Source organism: Actinoallomurus soli, assembly GCF_024055715.1.
Lineage (GTDB): Bacteria > Actinomycetota > Actinomycetes > Streptosporangiales > Streptosporangiaceae > Actinoallomurus > Actinoallomurus soli.
This window is the reverse complement of the sequence record NZ_JAMXMV010000009.1, coordinates 20204-37108: the sequence shown is the minus strand read 5'-3', so window position 1 is coordinate 37108 and position 16905 is coordinate 20204. Positions and strand designations below refer to the sequence as shown.

The window sequence follows — 16905 nt, the reverse complement described above, 5'->3', positions numbered from 1 at the left end:
CGTGAAGGGCTTGTAGCGGGCCGGTAACACCGCGGACCCCGGTGGGAAACGCCTCAACCGCACGATCGAGGCATGTCGCCCATAGCCACCCACTGTCCGTACTGCGCGCTGCAGTGCGGGATGCTCGTCGGCCCCGGCACCACCGTCGCGCCGCGCGAGGACATCCCCGCCAACGGCGGTGACGGCGGGGCCCTCTGCCAGAAGGGGTGGACGGCCGGGGAGTTGCTGACCACGCCGGACCGGCTGACCGTGCCCCTCATGCGCGCCCGCCGGGACGCCCCGCTGGAGCCCGTCTCCTGGGACGCCGCGCTCGACCGGATCGCCGCCGAGCTCGGCCGGATCCAGGAGGCGTACGGCCGCTCGGCCGTCGCGGTCTTCGGCGGGGGCGGGCTGACCAACGAGAAGGCGTACCAGCTCGGCAAGTTCGCCCGCGTCGCGCTGCGCACGCCCAACATCGACTACAACGGCCGCTTCTGCATGTCGTCGGCGGCCGCGGCGCAGAACCGGGCGTTCGGCCTGGACCGGGGCCTGCCCGTGCCGATCACCGACGTCGCCGCCGCGGACGCCATCCTGCTGGCCGGCGGCAACGTCGCCGAGACGATGCCGCCGTTCGTCCGGCACCTGACCGCCCAGCGCGAGCGAGGCGGCCGGCTCATCGTCGTCGACCCGCGGGAGACCGCGACCGCCCGCCGCGCCGACCTGCACCTGCAGGTCACGCCGGGTACGGACCTGGCCCTCGCCAACGGGCTGCTGCACCTGGCGATCACCGAGGGCCTGATCGACAAGGCCTACCTCGACGAGCGCGCGGAGGGCTTCGAGGCCGTCCGCACCGTCATCAACGGCTACTGGCCCGAGCGCGTCGAGCGCATCACCGGCGTGCCGGTGCCGGCGATGCGGGCGGCCGTACGGATGCTGGGAGAGGCCGCGAACGCGCTGATCCTGACCGCGCGCGGCGCCGAGCAGCACGCCACCGGAACCGACACGGTGACGGCCTTCATCAACCTCGCCCTGGCGCTCGGCCTGCCCGGACGTCCCGGCTCCGGGTTCGGCTGCCTGACCGGGCAGGGCAACGGCCAGGGCGGCCGCGAGCACGGGCAGAAGGCCGACCAGCTGCCCGGCTACCGGAAGATCGACGACCCGGCCGCGCGCGAGCACGTCGCACGCGTCTGGGGGATCGACCCCGGTGACCTGCCCGGCCCCGGCCTGTCGGCCACCGAGCTCCTGAACGCGCTCGGCACGCCCGGCGGCCCGCGCGCCCTGCTGCTGTTCGGTTCCAACCCGGTCGTGTCGGCGCCGGACGCGGGCCGCGTGCAGGGCCGCCTGGACGCGCTGGACCTCCTCGTGGTGTCCGACTTCGTGCCGTCCGAGACCGCCGTGCGCGCCGACGTCGTACTGCCGACCGCGCAGTGGGCGGAGGAGACCGGCACGATCACCAACCTGGAGGGCCGGGTCCTGCTGCGGCGGGCGGCCCGGCCCCGGCCGCCGCTGGTCCGCACCGACCTGGAGATCATCGCCGCCCTGGCCGAGCGGCTCGCGGCCCCCGGCCGGTTCAGCGCCGAGCCGGCCGAGGTGTTCGACGAGCTGCGCGCGGCCAGCGCCGGCGGGCTCGCCGACTACTCCGGCATCACCTACGACCGGATCGTCGACGAGACCGGCGTCTTCTGGCCGTGCCCGGGGGAGGACCACCCCGGCACCCCGCGCGTCTTCCTCGACCGGTTCGCCACGCCGGACGGCCGCGCACGCCTCGTGCCGGTCGAGCACCGCGGGCCCGCCGAGGACGTCTGCGCGGACTACCCGGTCTACCTGACGACCGGGCGGGTGCTCGCCCACTACCAGAGCGGCGCGCAGACCCGCCGGGTACGGGCGCTGCTCGACGCGGTCCCGGAGCCGTACGTCGAGATCCATCCCGACCTGGCCGGGCGGCTGGAGATCGAGGAGGGCGACGACGTCCGCGTGACGAGCCGGCGGGGCGGCGCGGTCGCCAAGGCGCGGTTCAGCACGGCGATCCGCCGCGACACCGTCTTCATGCCCTTCCACTGGGCCGGTCCCGCCCGCGCGAACCTGCTCACCAACCCGGCCCTCGACCCGACGTCGCGGATGCCGGAGTTCAAAGTGTGCGCCGTCCGACTGGAGAAGAAGTGAACCGACACATCGTGATCGTCGGCAACGGCATGGCGGGCTCCCGGCTCGTCTCCGAGCTGCGGGCCCGCGACCGGAACCTGCGGATCACCGTCTTCGGCGCCGAGGCCGCCCAGCCGTACAACCGGGTGCTGCTGTCGAACGTCCTGGCCGGTGTCACCGCGCCCGGCGACATCGGCCTGACCGACCCGGCGTGGTACGCCGCGAACGGCGTCGACGCCCGCCTCGGGCAGGAGATCGTCGCGATCGATCGGGAACGCAAGACGGTGACCTGCGCCGACGGCACCGTCACCGGGTACGGCACGCTGGTGCTCGCCACCGGCAGCGCCCCGGTCGTCCCGCCGCTGCCGGGACTGGACGCCGAGGGCGTCGTCGCCTTCCGCACGCTCGGCGACTGCGAGGCGATCATCCGGCTGGCCGGCGGCGCGCGGTCCGCGGTCGTCGTCGGCGGCGGGCTGCTCGGCCTGGAGGCGGCGCGCGGGCTGGCGGGCCGTGACCTGCCGGTCACCGTCGTCCACCTGGGCGGGCACCTGATGGAACGGCAGCTGGACGCCGAGGCCGGCGGAGTGCTGCAGCGCACCATCGGCGACCTCGGCGTCCGTACGCTCGTCGGGGCGCGCCTGACCGGGGCACGGGCCGAGAGCGGGCGCGTCACGGGCATCGAGCTGGACGACGGGGCGGTGCTCCCCGCGGACCTGGTGGTGCTCGCCTGCGGCATTCGTCCCGAGACGGGGCTGGCGAGGGCCGCCGGGCTCACCGTGGACCGCGGCGTCGTGGTCGACGACCGGCTCCGTTCGATCGACGACCCGGACGTCCACGCGATCGGGGAGTGCGCCCAGCACCAGGGCACGGTGTACGGACTGGTCGCGCCCGCCTGGGAACAGGCCCGGATCCTCGCCGACCTGCTCACCGGCGGTGACGCCCGCTACGAGGGGTCCCGCCAGGTCACCCGGCTCAAGGCCGCGGGGATCGAACTGGCCGCCATGGGCGAGACGACGCTCGGCGACGACGAGGCCGAGGTCGTCCGCTTCGCCGACCCGACGCGCGGCACGTACAAGAAGGTCGTGATCCGGGACGACCGGCTGGTCGGCGCGATCCTGCTCGGCGAGACGACGACGGCCGGGCTGCTCACCCAGTTGTACGACCGGGCCGCCCCGGTGCCGTCGGACCGGCTGGGGCTGTTGTTCACCGGGCTGAGCCCGGCGACGCCGACCGAGACGCCGGTGCGGATTCCGGACGCCGCGGTGGTCTGTCACTGCAACAACGTCAGCAAGGGCCGGATCCGCGCCTGCTGGGAGGAGGGCGCGCGGGAGGTCGCCGACATCGCCACGATGACGCGCGCGACGACGGGCTGCGGCGGCTGCCGGGACACCGTCGAAGGGATCCTCGAGTGGCTCGGAACTCAGGAGGTGACGTTCCCCACCAGGTCAGGCCGTAGGTGAGCGGCTTGTAGCACAGCGGTAACAAGCGGGACGCAGACGCGAAACGCCCGGTCGTCAAGATCGAGGTCAAGTCGCGTCGGGGAGGACTGAATTCGGATGACCAGCCGTCTTGTCGTCGTCGGCCACGGTCCGGCGGCGCATCGCCTCGTCGAGGCCCTGCGGGAGCGCGACTCCGCCGGCCGGTGGCGGATCACGGTGGTGGGGGAGGAGCCGCGCGCGGCCTATGACCGCGTCGCGCTGACGTCCTACCTCACCGACGACGCCGACCTCGGCTACCCGCCGCACGACGAGAGCGTGGTCGTGCGGACCGGGGAGCGGGTCACCGCGATCGACCGCGCCGCCGGCGTCGTCCGTACGGACGCGGGGGCGACCCTGCCGTACGACGCACTGGTGCTGGCCACCGGGTCGGTGCCGTTCGTGCCCCCGGTCCCGGGCGCCGAGCACGCCTTCGTCTACCGGACGATCGAGGACCTCGACGCGCTGCGCGCCGCCGCGGCCGGCGCCGACCTTACTACGTCAAGGCCGCGGGCCGGGGTGGTCGTCGGCGGCGGACTGCTCGGGCTGGAGGCCGCCCGCGCGCTCCAGGGGCTCGGTCTGGACACCCACGTCGTCGAGGTGGCGCCCTGGCTGATGCCCCGCCAGCTCGACGAGGGCGGCGGCGCGATGCTGCGCCGTCACATCGAGGCCCTGGGCATGACCGTGCACACCGGCGTCGGCCTCGAACGCGTCGAGCCCGGCGGCGTGCGCCTGGCCGGCGACGTCGTCATCGACGCCGGCGTGGTCGTCTTCTCGGCCGGCATCCGCCCGCGCGACGACCTCGCCCGCGCCGCCGGCCTGCCGGTGGGGGAGCGCGGCGGCATCGTCGTCGACGACGCCTGCCGCACCGAGGACCCGCGGGTCTTCGCGATCGGCGAGTGCGCCCTCGTCGGGGGCATGGTCTACGGCCTGGTCGGCCCGTGCTTCACGATGGCCGAGGTGGTCGCCGACCGGCTGCTGGGCGGGGAGGCGCGCTTCACCGGCGCGGACCTGTCGACGCAGCTGAAGCTGATGGGCGTGGACGTGGCCAGCTTCGGCGACCCGTCCGCCGACGCCCTCGACGTGATCTACACCGACCCGGTCGCCGGGATCTACAAGCGCCTCGTCGTCAGCGACGACGCGCAGACCCTGCTCGGCGGCGTCCTGGTCGGCGACGCCTCGTCCTACCCGGCGCTGCGCGCCTACGTCGGCGCGAAGCTGCCCGGGACGCCCGAGCAGGCGCTGTTCGGCGGCACCGAGGCGGCGGGCGGCGCGCTGCCCGAGGCGACCGTCATCTGCAGCTGCAACAACGTGACCGCCGGGACGATCCGCGCCGCGATCGCCGAGGACGGGCTGACCGACGTGCCCGCCGTGAAGGCCTGCACCAGGGCGGGCACCGGCTGCGGCAGCTGCGTGCCGCTCGTCAAGAAGATCCTCGACGCGGAGCTGACCGCCGCCGGCGTCGAGGTGAGCAAGGCCCTGTGCGAGCACTTCGACCACAGCCGCGCGGAGCTGTTCGACATCGTCCGGGTGCGCGGGATCGCGACCTTCTCCCAGCTGATCGCCGAGCACGGGCGCGGCCGGGGCTGCGACATCTGCAAGCCGGTGGTCGCCTCGATCCTGGCCAGCCTCGGCAACGGCCACATCCTGGACGGCGAGCAGGCGGGCCTGCAGGACACCAACGACCGGTTCCTCGCGAACATGCAGAAGAACGGCACCTACTCGGTGGTGCCGCGCATCCCGGGCGGGGAGATCACGCCGGAGAGGCTGATCGTCATCGGCGAGGTCGCCCGCGAGTTCGGGCTTTACACGAAGATCACCGGCGGGCAGCGGATCGACATGTTCGGGGCCCGCGTCGAGCAGCTGCCGGAGATCTGGAAGAGGCTGATCGACGCCGGGTTCGAGTCCGGCCACGCGTACGGCAAGGCGCTGCGGACCGTCAAGTCCTGCGTGGGGTCCACGTGGTGCCGCTACGGCGTCCAGGACTCGGTCGGCCTCGCCATCCGGCTCGAGCTGCGCTACCGGGGCCTGCGCGCGCCGCACAAGATCAAGTCGGCGGTGTCCGGGTGCGCCCGCGAGTGCGCCGAGGCGCAGAGCAAGGACTTCGGCGTCATCGCCACGGAGCGCGGGTGGAACCTCTACCTCGCCGGGAACGGCGGGATGCGGCCGCGCCACGCGGACCTGTTCGCGCAGGACCTGGATGAGGACACGCTGATCCGCTACATCGACCGGTTCCTGATGTTCTACGTCCGCACCGCCGACCGGCTGCAGCGCACCGCGTCCTGGCTGGAGAACCTCGACGGCGGCCTCGACTACCTGCGCGAGGTCATCGTCGAGGACCGGCTCGGCATCTGCGCCGAGCTCGACGCGGCCATGGAACGCCACGTGGCGGGCTACTCCGACGAGTGGCGGGCGATCCTGGAGGACCCGGAGAAGCTGCGCCGCTTCGTCTCCTTCGTCAACGCGCCCGGCATGCCCGACCCGAGCATCGTCTTCGAGCCCGAACGTGAGCAGATCAAGCCCGTGATGGTGGAGGTGACCCGTTGACCGGCGCGCGCGTCGCCGGCCCGCGGGAAGCCGCCGGGCGGGCGGAGTGAGAGGAGAATCCGTTGACCGAGACCCTTGCGCCGGCGCCCGCGGGCACCGGCACGCTGAACGAGACCCGGTGGACGACCGTCTGCGACTATGACGACCTGCAGCCCGAGCGTGGCGTCTGCGCGCTGGTCGGCGATCGTCAGGTCGCGATCTTCCGCACCTACGACGGCGCGCTCCACGCCCTGTCCGGCCACGACCCGTTCAGCGGCGCGAACGTCCTGGCCTGGGGGATCGTCGGAACCCGTGATGGCCTGCCCACCGTGGCCTCCCCGATGTACAAGCAGGTGTTCGACCTGACCACGGGCCGCTGCCTGGACGACCCGGCCGTGTCCGTGCCGGTGTTCCGGATACGGCGCGCCGGCCGCCGCGTGGAGGTGGCCGAGTCGTGAAGGACACGCCCCTGGCCGGATTCACCGTGGGCGTCACGGCGGCGCGGCGGCACGAGGAGCTGACGGCGCTGCTGGAGCGCAAGGGCGCGCGCGTCGTGTACGCCCCCGCGATCCGGCTGGTGCCGCTCGCCGACGACGCCGAGCTGCTGGCGGCCACCCGCGAGATCCTCGCGGACCCGGTCGACGACGTGATCGTCACGACCGGGATCGGCTTCCGGGCCTGGCTGGAGACGGCCGACGGCTGGGGGTTGCGGGACGACCTGATCAAGCGTCTGGGCGACGTGCGCATCCTGGCCCGCGGGCCGAAGGCCAAGGGCGCCGTGCGCGCCGCCGGGATGGCCGAGGCGTGGTCGCCCGAGTCGGAGAACTGCGACGAGGTCCTGCGCCATCTCCTGGAGGAGGACCTGCGGGGACGCCGGATCGCCGTTCAGCTGTACGGCGATCCGACGCCGCACCTCACCGGCACGCTGCGGCGCGCGGGCGCCGACGTCGTGGAGGTCCCGGTGTACCGCTGGGCCCGCACCGACGACCCGACGCCGCTGCGCAGGCTCGTCGGGCAGGCGGTGGCGGGCACCATCGACGCGATCACCTTCACGAGCGCCCCGGCGGTGTCCGCCACTCTGGCCGTCGCGGCCGACGACAACCTCGAGGATCCGCTGCTGGAGGCGCTGCGCACGCAGGTGGTCGCCGCGTGCGTCGGATCGGTGACCGCCGCGCCGCTGGAGGAGCGAGACGTGGCGACGGTACGTCCCGAGCGGGCCCGCCTCGGCGCGCTCGTCCGGACGCTCGCCGCCGAACTGCCCGTCCGGCGGTCCAGCCGGGTCGCCGTGGCCGGTCACGCCCTCGAACTGCGCGGACACGCCGTGGTCATCGACGGGCAGCTCAAGCCGATCGCGCCCGCGCCCATGGCGATCCTCCGCGCCCTCGCCCGGCGGCCCGGCCACGTGGTCTCCCGTGCCGAACTGTGCACCGTGCTGCCGAGCCGGACGCTGCCGGGCGGCGCGACCCCGGGCCGCCCGCATCCGGACGAGCACGCCGTGGAGATGGCGGTCGCGCGGCTGCGCCGCGGCCTCGGCCGGGGCGGGCTCGTCGAGACCGTGGTCAAGCGCGGCTACCGGCTGGCCTGCGATCCCGTCCGTCCCGGGCCTGCCCGGCTCACCGGCGCTCCGGAGGCGGTGTGACGCTGCTCGCGGTCGGACACGGCACCCGCGACCCGGCCGGAGTCGACGTCATCCGCGCCCTCCTCGAACGGCTTCGCACTCTGCGCCCTGGCTTGACCGTCGCCGAGTCGTACGCCGAGATCACCGAGCCCTCCCTGGAAGACGCCCTCGCCGCGCTTCCCACCGGGAGCGGGCCGGTCGTGGCGGTCCCGCTGATGCTCGGCCGCGGCTACCACACGCTGGTGGACATCCCCGGCCGCGTCGGCCCGTCCGCCACGGTCGCCCGGCCCCTGGGGCCGCATCCGCTGCTGGCCGGCGCGCTCGCCGACCGGCTGGGCCGGGACCGGCACGCGGACGCGGTCGTGCTGGGCGCGGCCGGCACCTCCGACCCCCAGGGAATCGCCGACGCGGCCTCCGCCGCCCGCCTGCTGGGCCGCCGCCTGCGCCGCCCCGTGGCGTACGGCCTGGCGGCCGGGGCGGGACCCGATCTCGCCGAGGTCGTCCGGGACCTGCGGGCCCGGGGCGCCCGCCGCGTCGCGGTCGCCTCCTACCTGCTCGCGCCCGGCCACTTCCACGACCGCCTCCTCGCCGCGGGCGCCGACGCGGTCGCACCGCCGCTGGGCGTGCACGACGCCCTGGCCCGGGTCGTCCTCCGCCGCTACGACGAGGCCCTCACGACCGCCGGGGAGAAGATCCACGATCGCCGGGCGGCGACCCGCGCCGGGTGACGCGCGCCGGACGTCCCGCCACTGGGGAACGTCCCGGCCTGACGCCGCACGCTCACGGTCTCATCGGGCGGTGATGCCGGCGAGTACCTGATCGAGGCCGGTGGCGAAGGCGGTCTCCGCGTCCGGGTGCGGGCCGCCTCCGACCATCTTGGCCAGCGCGGGATAGCGCCCGGTGGCCAGCAGCCGGTCGAGGTACGGGCCGTTGGCGGCCTGCCATCGTCGCTCGTCCAGGCCGGTGGCGCGTTCGGTGCGCGACTCGGCGATCTCGCTTCGCACCGCCCCGATCACATAGGCGTTCACCGTGTGGGCGGCCTGGGTGACGGCGTCGACGTCATCGAAGCCCGGGGCGCCGTCCAGCGCGGCCAGTGTCGCCTCCAGGTAGGCCAGCGCGCACGGACCGAGGGGCGGGCGTCCGCCGAGCAGGTCGGCGAACCACTCGTGCCGCAGGGCGGCCTCCCGGAGACCGTGCGCGAGGGATCGCAGCGCCGCGCGCCAATCACCGTCCGGCGCGGGCGGCGCGATCTCGCCGTACACCGCGTCCGCCATGAGGTCCAGCAACTCCGTCTTGGTGGACAGGTAGCCGTAGAGCCGCATCGGACCGGCGTCGAGCGCCGCGGCGACCTTGCGCAACGACACCGCGTCCAGCCCGTCGGCGTCCGCGAGCCGGATCGCCGCCTCGACGATCCGGTCCCTGCTCAGCGGGCTCGGCGCGGGCCGGCTCGGCGGCTCGGGGCGCTCCCAGACCGGGGTGAACTCACCATCGGTGTCTCGTCGTACGGCCATCACGCCTCGTCATCCTCTGGGGTCTTCGCCGGCGGATCTCACGATACATCCCATTGACACATACGGCGTATCGGTCGATACGGTGTATCGACACCGGAGAACGGAGACCTCATGAACGTCCCCATTGACGGAGCCCGCATCGCGATCGTCGGAGGCGGTCCCGGCGGGCTCACGCTCGCCCGCGTCCTGCACGTCCACGGCGTCGACGCCGTGGTCTACGAGCGCGACGCCTCCCCGACCGCCCGCGCCCAGGGCGGCTCGCTCGACCTGCACGCCGAGAGCGGACAGCGCGCCCTCCGCGAGGCCGGGCTGGAGAAGGAGTTCCTGGCCGTCGCCCGCCGCGAGGGACAGGATCTGCGCCTGCTGGACCCGGCCGGCACCGTGCTGCTCCAACAGGACACGCCCGACGATGCCCCGCTGGACCGGCCCGAGATCGACCGCGCCGACCTACGTGACCTGCTCATCGACTCCCTCCCCGAGCAGGCCGTCGCGTGGGGGCGGGTGTTCGAGCGCGCCACCGCCCTGCCCGGCGGTGGGCACCGGCTGCAGTTCGCGGACGGAGAGCCGGTCGACTGCGATCTCCTCGTCGGCGCGGACGGAGGCCGCTCGCGTATCCGCCCCCTGCTCACCGGCGCCTGTCCGTTCCACGTCGGCCTGAACGCGGTCGAGAGCGGCATCCGGGACATCGACCGCACGCATCCCGAACTCGCGGCCATGATCGGACGCGGCAACTACTGGGTCCTCGGCTCCGGTCGCTTCCTGTCGGCCCAGCGCAACGGCGACGGAGGGGTGCGGGTCTACCTCGGCTTCCGCACTCCGGAGGGCTGGCTGAACGACTGCGGCATACCCTTCGACGACCTGGAGCGGGCCCGCCCGTCCCTGGTGAAGTTCTTCACCGGCTGGGCGCCGCAGTGTGCCGCGCTGATCGAGGCGTGCGAGGACCGCTTCGTGCCCCGCCCGGTGACGATGCTGCCGATCGGCCTGACCTGGGCGCCCGTCCCCGGGGTGACGCTGCTCGGCGACGCGGCACACCTGATGCCGCCCGTCGGGCAGGGCGCCAACATGGCCATGCTCGACGCCGCCGAGCTCGGCCTCGCCCTGGCCACCGGGCGTGACGACCCGGCCGCCGCGTTGAAGGACTACGAGACCGCGATGTTCGAGCGCGCCGCAGTCGCGGCACGGGAGTCCGCGGACATCACGAAGGTCTTCATGTCCGGCGCGCGTGACATGCTGCGGTTCTTCCAGCGCCCCGCCGAGGCCCGGTGACGCGCCGCTACTCCGGCTCGCCGGCCGGCGCGTCGTAGGACGCGCGGGCGGCGTGCACCTCCGCGATGTGCGTCTGCGCCCAATCCTTCACCGCCCGCACGATCGGCAGCAGGCTCGTGCCGAGCGGGGTCAGCTCGTAGTCGACGCGGACCGGCACGGACGGGGTGACGCTCCGGGTGACCAGGCCGTCCCGTTCGAGGGCCCGCAGGGTCTGCGTGAGCATCTTCTGGCTCACGCCCGCGATCGTCCGGCCCAGGTCGCTGTAGCGCCGCGGGCCGTCGGCCAGCGCGTTGAGGATGAGGGTGACCCACTTGTCGCTGATCCGGTCCAGCAGCTCGCGGGCGGGGCAGGTGGCGAGGTAGGCGTCGTAGGCGGCGCGGGCCTCGGCCCGTCGCTGCGCGGCGGTCTGCGTGGGCATGGCGCTCCCTCGGGTGTCCTACGCACTTCCAGGTACGTACTTCCCAGTGGAGAGTAGCAATCCGTAGGTTTCCCGTGTACCCGATACCGGCACACAGGAGGGACTACGCCATGCGCGCGGTCGTCGTTCGTTCTTACGGGGGCCCGGAGGCCCTGGAGCTCGCCGAGGTCCCGGTTCCCGAACCGGGACCCGGCCAGGTGCGCGTCCGGGTCCGCGCCGCCGCGGTCAACCCCGTCGACGTCGCGACCCGCGCCGGACTCCTGGTCCAGGGTGGGATCATGGCGGCGCGCGAGGTGACCGGCCTCGGCTGGGACGTCGCCGGGGTGGTCGAGGCGACCGGTCCCGGAGTGGCACGGTTCGCCCCGGGGGAGGAGGTGATCGGGCTGTCCGACCGCCTCGACCTCCCCCTGGGCACCCACGCCGACCAGGTCGTCCTCGACGTTGACGCCGTGGCGCCGGCGCCGGCGGGGCTGTCCCCGGAGGAGGCGGCCACGCTCCCGCTGAACGTCCTCACCGCCGACCAGGCCCTGGACCGCCTCGACCTCCGCGCCGGCCAGACCATCCTGATCACGGGCGCGGCCGGTGCCGTCGGCGGGTTCGCCACCGGACTGGCCGCGCTGCGCGGGCTCCGCGTCGTCGCGGTCGCGGGGGAGGGGGACGAGGATCTCGTGCGCCGCCTGGGGGCCGAGATCTTCGTGCCCCGGACCCGGGAGTTGGCGGCGGCCGTCCGCTCGGCCGTGCCGGGCGGCGTCGACGCCGCGCTCGACGCCGCCGTCGTCGGCCTGCCCGCGCTGGAGGCCGTCCGGGGCGGCGGCGCGTTCGCGGCCGTCGTCGGCGGCGCGGCCCCGCCGGCGTTGCGCGGCACCCGGGTCGTCAACGTGTGGATCCGCGCGGACGGACCGCGTCTGGCCGAGCTGGCGCTGCTCGCGGCCGACGGGCGGCTCACGACGAGGGTGGCGGGGACGTTCCCGCTCCCCGAGGCGGCGACCGCCCACCGGCTCCTGGAGAAGGGCGGCCTGCGCGGCCGCCCGGTGCTCGTGCCCTAGAGGGGGAAAGGCGAAGGCCCGCCGGGAGCGGGTGCTCCCGGCGGGCCTTCCTGCGGTCGGCTCGTTCCGCTCAGCTGGCGAAGTCGAGCAGCGGCTGGGCGTTGCTCGGGTGCCGCAGCTTGGACAGCGACTCCTTCTCGAGCTGGCGGATCCGCTCACGGGTCAGCCCGAGGTGCTTGCCGATCTCGTCGAGCGTGCGGGGCGTGCCGTCGTACAGCCCGAACCGCATCGCCATGATCTTCTCTTCGCGCGGCGAGAGCACGGACAGCGCACGGCGCAGCTGGTCGGCCATCAGCTGGCGGTCGACCAGCTCGGAGGCCTCGGGGCTGTCGGTGTCCTCGATGAGGTCACCGATGCGCGTCTCGCCGTCCTCGCCGATCGTCGAGTCCAGGCTGATCGGCTGGCGGCTGGTCCGCAGCAGCTCCTGGACCTGGGCGGGGCTCTTGTCGAGCTCCACGGCCAGCTCCTCCGGAGTGGGCTCGCGGCCCAGCCGCTGGTGCATGTCCCGTTCGACCCGGCTGAGCTTGCTCAGCATCTCCAGGACGTGAACGGGCAGCCGGATCGTGCGGGCGGAGTCGGCGAAGCCACGCTGGATGGCCTGCCGGATCCACCACATCGCGTACGTGGAGAACTTGTAACCCTTGGTGTAGTCGAACTTCTCAACCGCGCGGATCAGGCCGAGGTTGCCCTCCTGCACCACGTCGAGCAGCGACAGGCCGCGGTCGGCGTACTTCTTGGCCACCGACACGACGAGCCGCAGGTTCGCCTCCAGCATGTGGGCCTTGGCCCGGCGCCCGTCCTCGGCGACGAGCTCGAGGTCCTCGCGGTCGCTCTCGGAGAGCCCGGTCTCGGTCTCCAGCTTGTGCTCGGCGTACAGCCCGGCCTCGATGCGCTTGGCGAGCTCGACCTCCTGCGCCGCCGTGAGCAGCTGCCGGCGGCCGATCGCCTTGAGGTAGGTGTGCACCGAGTCGCCCATGACCGAGGACTGGTCGTCCAGGTCGGTGGGGGCGTCGACCTCGTAGTCGTCGGACTCGAGCTCGGTGGCGGGGACGTCCATGGTGTCGGGGTCGGTCGCGGCCTCGGCCTGCGGCGCCTCGGTCTCGGCCTTGGCGGCCTTCCCCTTGGCGGCGGTCCTGCTCTTGGCGCGGGCGGGCCTGGCCTTCTTGACAGTGGCCGTACCCTTCTTGGTGGACGCGGCCTCGGTCTTGTCCTCACTGGCCAGCCGGACTCCGGCGTCGGTCAGCTCACGAATGATGGAGCGACCCTGGGTGGGGGTGATGCCGGCTTCGTGGAAGGCAGCACGCACCTCGTCCAGTGAGAGGTGCCCCTGAGAGCGGCCCCGGTCGAGAAGCTCCTCGAAAGGCGTCGGCCCTGCGGGCATGGTCGCAGCAGCGGTTCGCGGCATGAGGACACCTCCCTCCCTTCGATGTCCTAGCGGTACGGGACGTATGTCGTCTGCTTGCGCGCGCACTATCGGAAACGCGCGATTGCGTCCGGGTTGTTCCCGCAGAGCGAAAACTTTCACGTGTGCACGCGTCCGGGTACGGCAAAGTCCCCCTCGCCCGCCGGCCGGACAGGCTATCAGCCCCCCGCCTCACCTGCGGGAAGCCTCGCCGACGGCTCGTTGCTGAGTGTGACCGACCTCACTCGGTGTGAGGGCCGTCGGGTGCGGCGATCACGGATGGGTCCGGATCGTCGCGATCTTCGAGGTGCAGGTGGTGATCGTGCCCTTGGTGCCGCAGGTCCAGTGCCCGATGACCACCAGACCCGCCGTGCCCTCCGCGGGAGTGTCCGGGTCGTTGTACTTCTCGAAGACCCGCATCGCCTCGACGCAGGTGGTCCGTCCGCGTACGACCTGCACCGTGGCGCGGCCGCCGGTCACGGTGGTGACCTGGCCGCACTCCGCGCCGGGCCGGGCGAGCCGCGGCCTGCCGGTGGGGGAGGGTGAGGGCGTCGGGATCACCAGGGAGGCGCTCGGCCGCGCCTGCGGGTGGCGCTGACTCGCGCAACCCGCGGCGGCGATCAACGCCAAGAGGACGAATGCAGGGCGTACCACCACGACCACGGATTCTCCCAGACCCGCAGGGCCGCTGAGCCGCGCCACGGTCCGGTCAAGTCACGCCGATCAGTGGAAGAATTCACCATTTTTTGGTGGTTCGGGCCTTCATCGAGGTCCTGACAGGTCTGATCATGGCGAGTGTCCGTCCCCCTGACAAGGAGGCTCCGTGCACACCCGCCAACGCACTCGCTCCACTCGGCCGGTCCGGATCGCCGTCACCGTCGCGGCGACCGCGTCCCTGGCCGGCGTGGTCGGCATCACCCACGCCGACGCGTCGGTCTACAGCTCCTGCACGATCTCGCGCTGCGCCGACGCCCGTTCGGCCGACTCCATCTGGGCCTCCAAGGGCTACCCGACGTCCAGCGGCTGGTACTCCTGGCCGGACGGCAAGTACAACTACACCGGCGGGCAGTTCTACAACCGTGAGGGCGAGCTGCCCAGCGGCGCCACCTACTACGAGTACGACGTGTACTCCCGGGCCAAGGGCGCCGCGCGCGACGCCTACCGGATCGTCGTCAACCGCAGCACCGGCACGACCTGGTTCTCGCCGAACCACTACACGGACTTCTACAAGCTCTAGGACGCCTCAGGCCCGGCGCAGCCGCTCCAGGTCGGGTTTGCCGGAGGGGAGCATCGGCAGCTCTCCGACGAGTTCGACCTGACGCGGCGCCGCGTACGCGGGGAGCTCCGCGCGCACCCAGGCGCGGAGCTCCTCCAGGTCCGGCGGCTCCTCGCCGGGGACCACGACGGCCGTCACGCGCTGGCCCCACTCGGGGTCGCTCCGCCCGACGACGGCGACGTCCCGTACGCCGGGATGACGGGCCAGCACCGCCGCGACCTCGCCCGCCACGACCTTCTCGCCGCCGGTGACGATGACGTCGTCGGCCCGGCCCCGCACGCGCAGCCGGCCGTCCTCGATCACGCCCAGGTCCTGCGTGACGAACCAGGCGCCGTCCCGTACGGCGGCGGTCAGCTCGGGCCGCAGCCGGTAGCCGCCGAACAGCACCGGTCCGGCCAGCCGGATGCGCCCGTCGGCGCCGATCTCGACGGACACGCCGTCGAGGGGCGCGCCGTCGTAGACGCAGCCGCCGCAGGTCTCGCTCATCCCGTACGTCGTGAAGACCCGGCCGCCGCGCGAGCGCGCCGTCGCCACCAGGTCGGGCGGCGGCGCCGCCCCGCCGAGCAGGATCGACCTGAAGCCGCTCAGGTCGACGCCTGCGTCGACGAGGCGGCGGAGCTGGGTCGGCACGACCGAGACGTGGGCCGCGCCCGCGCCGGCGACCCGCGACACGTCGAAGCGCGGGTGTATCACCGGGTCGGTGCCCGCGACGAGGGAGCGCACGAGCACCTGGATGCCGGCGATGTGACTGGTCGGCACGCAGCACAGCCAGCGGTCGCCGGGCTCGGCGGCGACCCGCGCCAGGGTCGCCGAGGCGGAGTGCCGCAGCGCGGTCGCCGACAGTTCCACGACCTTCGGGGTACCGGTCGACCCGGAGGTGGCGATCAGCACGGCCGTCTCGTCGGCCACGGCGGGGCCGGGCGCGCAGCCGCCGTCGCAGTCGTACCGCCGTGTCCCGTCCTCGGTCTCCACCCGGGAGGGGCGGAGGACGTCGAGCAGCCGGGTCAGGGCGGGGGCGGGCAGGTCGGGGGAGAGGGGACAGATCGCCGGGCCGCTGCCGTCGAGCGCCGCCTCCAGGCGGCGGAACAGCAGGGGCCCGGGCGGCAGGATGACGGCGTGCAGGCTTCGGCTCATGACGCCGACCAGCCTAGCCTGATCGATTCTTCACATTACTATGTAAAGGCGGGCGCTCGGAGAACAATGAACCCCGAGCCTCGGGAACGACGGTCCCGGGGACGCCCCCTGCGGGGCCACACCGCCGACGCGCTTGAATAGAGCGGGCGCCGGCAGGCAGCGGGCCGCCGGCGGGCTGGAAAGGAACACCGCATGGTCTCCGAGCTGTTCGACCCGGACGCGTGGAAGGTGGTCGAGGGCTTCGACTTCACCGACATCACGTACCACCGGGCGGTCGACCAGGGCACGGTGCGCATCGCGTTCGACCGGCCCGAGGTGCGCAACGCGTTCCGGCCGAACACCGTCGACGAGCTCTACCGCGCGCTCGACCACGCCCGGATGTCCAGCGACGTCGGGTGCGTGCTGCTCACCGGCAACGGCCCGTCGCCCAAGGACGGCGGGTGGGCGTTCTGCTCGGGCGGTGACCAGCGGATCCGCGGCCGGGACGGCTACCGGTACGCCGAGGGCGAGACGGCCGACACCATCGACCCCGCCCGCGCGGGCCGGCTGCACATCCTGGAGGTGCAGCGGCTGATCCGGTTCATGCCTAAGGTCGTGATCTGCGTCGTCCCCGGCTGGGCGGCCGGCGGCGGGCACAGCCTGCACGTCGTCGCGGACCTGACCCTGGCCAGCCGCGAGCACGCGCGGTTCAAGCAGACCGACGCGGACGTCGCCAGTTTCGACGGCGGGTTCGGCTCGGCGTACCTCGCCCGGCAGGTGGGGCAGAAGTTCGCGCGGGAGATCTTCTTCCTGGGCGACACGTACGACGCCGAGACCGCGCACCGCATGGGCATGGTCAACGCCGTCGTACCGCACGCCGAGCTGGAACGGACCGCGCTGGAGTGGGCCCGGAAGATCAACGGCAAGAGCCCGACCGCACAGCGGATGCTGAAGTACGCCTTCAACCTCATCGACGACGGGCTGGTCGGCCAGCAGGTCTTCGCCGGTGAGGCGACCCGGCTCGCGTACATGACCGACGAGGCCGCCGAGGGCCGCGACTCCTTCCTGGAGAAGCGCGCCCCCGACTGGTCCCGTTTCCCCTGGTATTACTGACCGGCCCGTGCACGGGCCGG

15 protein-coding genes are annotated in these 16905 nt (G+C 73.4%); 10 read left to right on the top strand and 5 right to left on the bottom strand.

Annotated elements, in window-relative coordinates:
• The first annotated feature begins 72 nt into the window (after positions 1-72).
• The 6 genes from NDW01_RS22635 to NDW01_RS22610 all read left to right on the top strand — a co-directional run bounded on the left by NDW01_RS22635 (position 73) and on the right by NDW01_RS22610 (position 8468).
• A complete protein-coding gene (locus NDW01_RS22635; RefSeq protein ID WP_252823274.1) occupies positions 73-2142 on the top strand; it encodes a molybdopterin oxidoreductase family protein in 2070 nt (689 codons plus the stop codon).
• On the top strand, positions 2139-3581 hold the full coding sequence (locus tag NDW01_RS22630) for an FAD-dependent oxidoreductase (protein ID WP_252823273.1): 1443 nt from the start codon (positions 2139-2141) through the stop codon (positions 3579-3581). Before NDW01_RS22635 ends, NDW01_RS22630 begins: the two co-directional genes overlap by 4 nt.
• A gap of 96 nt (positions 3582-3677) precedes the next feature.
• Positions 3678-6143: a nitrite reductase large subunit NirB gene (nirB, locus tag NDW01_RS22625; protein WP_252823272.1), complete on the top strand. Its 2466-nt coding sequence runs from the start codon at positions 3678-3680 to the stop codon at positions 6141-6143.
• Between the two features lie 62 nt (positions 6144-6205).
• The gene (nirD, locus tag NDW01_RS22620; protein WP_252823271.1) at positions 6206-6580 is read left to right on the top strand and encodes a nitrite reductase small subunit NirD; all 375 of its coding nucleotides are present in this window, start codon (positions 6206-6208) and stop codon (positions 6578-6580) included.
• Complete coding sequence (locus tag NDW01_RS22615) at positions 6577-7761, top strand: uroporphyrinogen-III synthase (protein WP_252781364.1); 1185 nt, start codon at positions 6577-6579, stop codon at positions 7759-7761. Before nirD ends, NDW01_RS22615 begins: the two co-directional genes overlap by 4 nt.
• Positions 7758-8468 carry a sirohydrochlorin chelatase gene (locus NDW01_RS22610; protein ID WP_252823270.1) on the top strand — a complete coding sequence of 237 codons (711 nt, stop codon included), beginning with the start codon at positions 7758-7760 and terminating at the stop codon, positions 8466-8468. Before NDW01_RS22615 ends, NDW01_RS22610 begins: the two co-directional genes overlap by 4 nt.
• A 60-nt stretch (positions 8469-8528) precedes the next feature.
• Here the strand turns inward: NDW01_RS22610 and NDW01_RS22605 are convergent, their stop codons facing one another.
• On the bottom strand, positions 8529-9251 hold the full coding sequence (locus tag NDW01_RS22605; protein WP_252823269.1) for a TetR/AcrR family transcriptional regulator C-terminal domain-containing protein: 723 nt from the start codon (positions 9249-9251) through the stop codon (positions 8529-8531).
• A 111-nt stretch (positions 9252-9362) separates the two neighbouring features.
• On the opposite strand from NDW01_RS22605, the gene NDW01_RS22600 reads away from it, so the two are divergent.
• The gene (locus NDW01_RS22600; protein WP_252823268.1) at positions 9363-10517 is read left to right on the top strand and encodes an FAD-dependent oxidoreductase; all 1155 of its coding nucleotides are present in this window, start codon (positions 9363-9365) and stop codon (positions 10515-10517) included.
• A gap of 7 nt (positions 10518-10524) precedes the next feature.
• On the opposite strand, the gene NDW01_RS22595 is transcribed toward NDW01_RS22600, so the two are convergent.
• Positions 10525-10935, bottom strand: coding sequence for a winged helix-turn-helix transcriptional regulator (locus NDW01_RS22595; RefSeq protein ID WP_252823267.1), 411 nt, complete (start codon positions 10933-10935; stop codon positions 10525-10527).
• A gap of 110 nt (positions 10936-11045) precedes the next feature.
• Here NDW01_RS22595 and NDW01_RS22590 point away from each other — a divergent pair, with 110 nt between their 5' ends.
• Positions 11046-11981 carry an NADP-dependent oxidoreductase gene (locus NDW01_RS22590; RefSeq protein ID WP_252823266.1) on the top strand — a complete coding sequence of 312 codons (936 nt, stop codon included), beginning with the start codon at positions 11046-11048 and terminating at the stop codon, positions 11979-11981.
• 70 nt (positions 11982-12051) lie between these two features.
• Here NDW01_RS22590 and NDW01_RS22585 read toward each other — a convergent pair whose 3' ends face one another.
• A complete protein-coding gene (locus NDW01_RS22585) occupies positions 12052-13386 on the bottom strand; it encodes an RNA polymerase sigma factor (RefSeq protein WP_252823265.1) in 1335 nt (444 codons plus the stop codon).
• A 270-nt stretch (positions 13387-13656) separates the two neighbouring features.
• Complete coding sequence (locus NDW01_RS22580) at positions 13657-14040, bottom strand: hypothetical protein (RefSeq protein ID WP_252823264.1); 384 nt, start codon at positions 14038-14040, stop codon at positions 13657-13659.
• Positions 14041-14206: 166 nt separating this feature from the next.
• On the opposite strand from NDW01_RS22580, the gene NDW01_RS22575 reads away from it, so the two are divergent.
• Entirely contained in the window at positions 14207-14620 is a 414-nt protein-coding gene (locus NDW01_RS22575; protein WP_252823263.1) for a ribonuclease domain-containing protein, read from the top strand.
• Between the two features lie 6 nt (positions 14621-14626).
• Here the strand turns inward: NDW01_RS22575 and NDW01_RS22570 are convergent, their stop codons facing one another.
• On the bottom strand, positions 14627-15793 hold the full coding sequence (locus NDW01_RS22570; protein WP_252823262.1) for an AMP-binding protein: 1167 nt from the start codon (positions 15791-15793) through the stop codon (positions 14627-14629).
• A 192-nt stretch (positions 15794-15985) separates the two neighbouring features.
• Here NDW01_RS22570 and NDW01_RS22565 point away from each other — a divergent pair, with 192 nt between their 5' ends.
• Positions 15986-16885 (top strand): 1,4-dihydroxy-2-naphthoyl-CoA synthase, encoded by a 900-nt coding sequence (locus NDW01_RS22565; protein ID WP_252823261.1) that lies wholly within the window; start codon positions 15986-15988, stop codon positions 16883-16885.
• The last annotated feature ends 20 nt before the right edge of the window (positions 16886-16905 follow it).

What these genes read in the sequence shown, in the direction of transcription:
- NDW01_RS22635 (WP_252823274.1), top strand. Translation starts at nt 73, where the DNA reads ATGTCGCCCATAGCCACCCACTGTCCGTACTGCGCGCTGCAGTGCGGG.
- nirB (WP_252823272.1), top strand. Translation starts at nt 3,678, where the DNA reads ATGACCAGCCGTCTTGTCGTCGTCGGCCACGGTCCGGCGGCGCATCGC.
- NDW01_RS22605 (WP_252823269.1), bottom strand. Translation starts at nt 9,251, where the DNA reads ATGGCCGTACGACGAGACACCGATGGTGAGTTCACCCCGGTCTGGGAG.
- NDW01_RS22600 (WP_252823268.1), top strand. Translation starts at nt 9,363, where the DNA reads ATGAACGTCCCCATTGACGGAGCCCGCATCGCGATCGTCGGAGGCGGT.
- NDW01_RS22595 (WP_252823267.1), bottom strand. Translation starts at nt 10,935, where the DNA reads ATGCCCACGCAGACCGCCGCGCAGCGACGGGCCGAGGCCCGCGCCGCC.
- NDW01_RS22590 (WP_252823266.1), top strand. Translation starts at nt 11,046, where the DNA reads ATGCGCGCGGTCGTCGTTCGTTCTTACGGGGGCCCGGAGGCCCTGGAG.
- NDW01_RS22585 (WP_252823265.1), bottom strand. Translation starts at nt 13,386, where the DNA reads ATGCCGCGAACCGCTGCTGCGACCATGCCCGCAGGGCCGACGCCTTTC.
- NDW01_RS22570 (WP_252823262.1), bottom strand. Translation starts at nt 15,793, where the DNA reads ATGAGCCGAAGCCTGCACGCCGTCATCCTGCCGCCCGGGCCCCTGCTG.
- NDW01_RS22565 (WP_252823261.1), top strand. Translation starts at nt 15,986, where the DNA reads ATGGTCTCCGAGCTGTTCGACCCGGACGCGTGGAAGGTGGTCGAGGGC.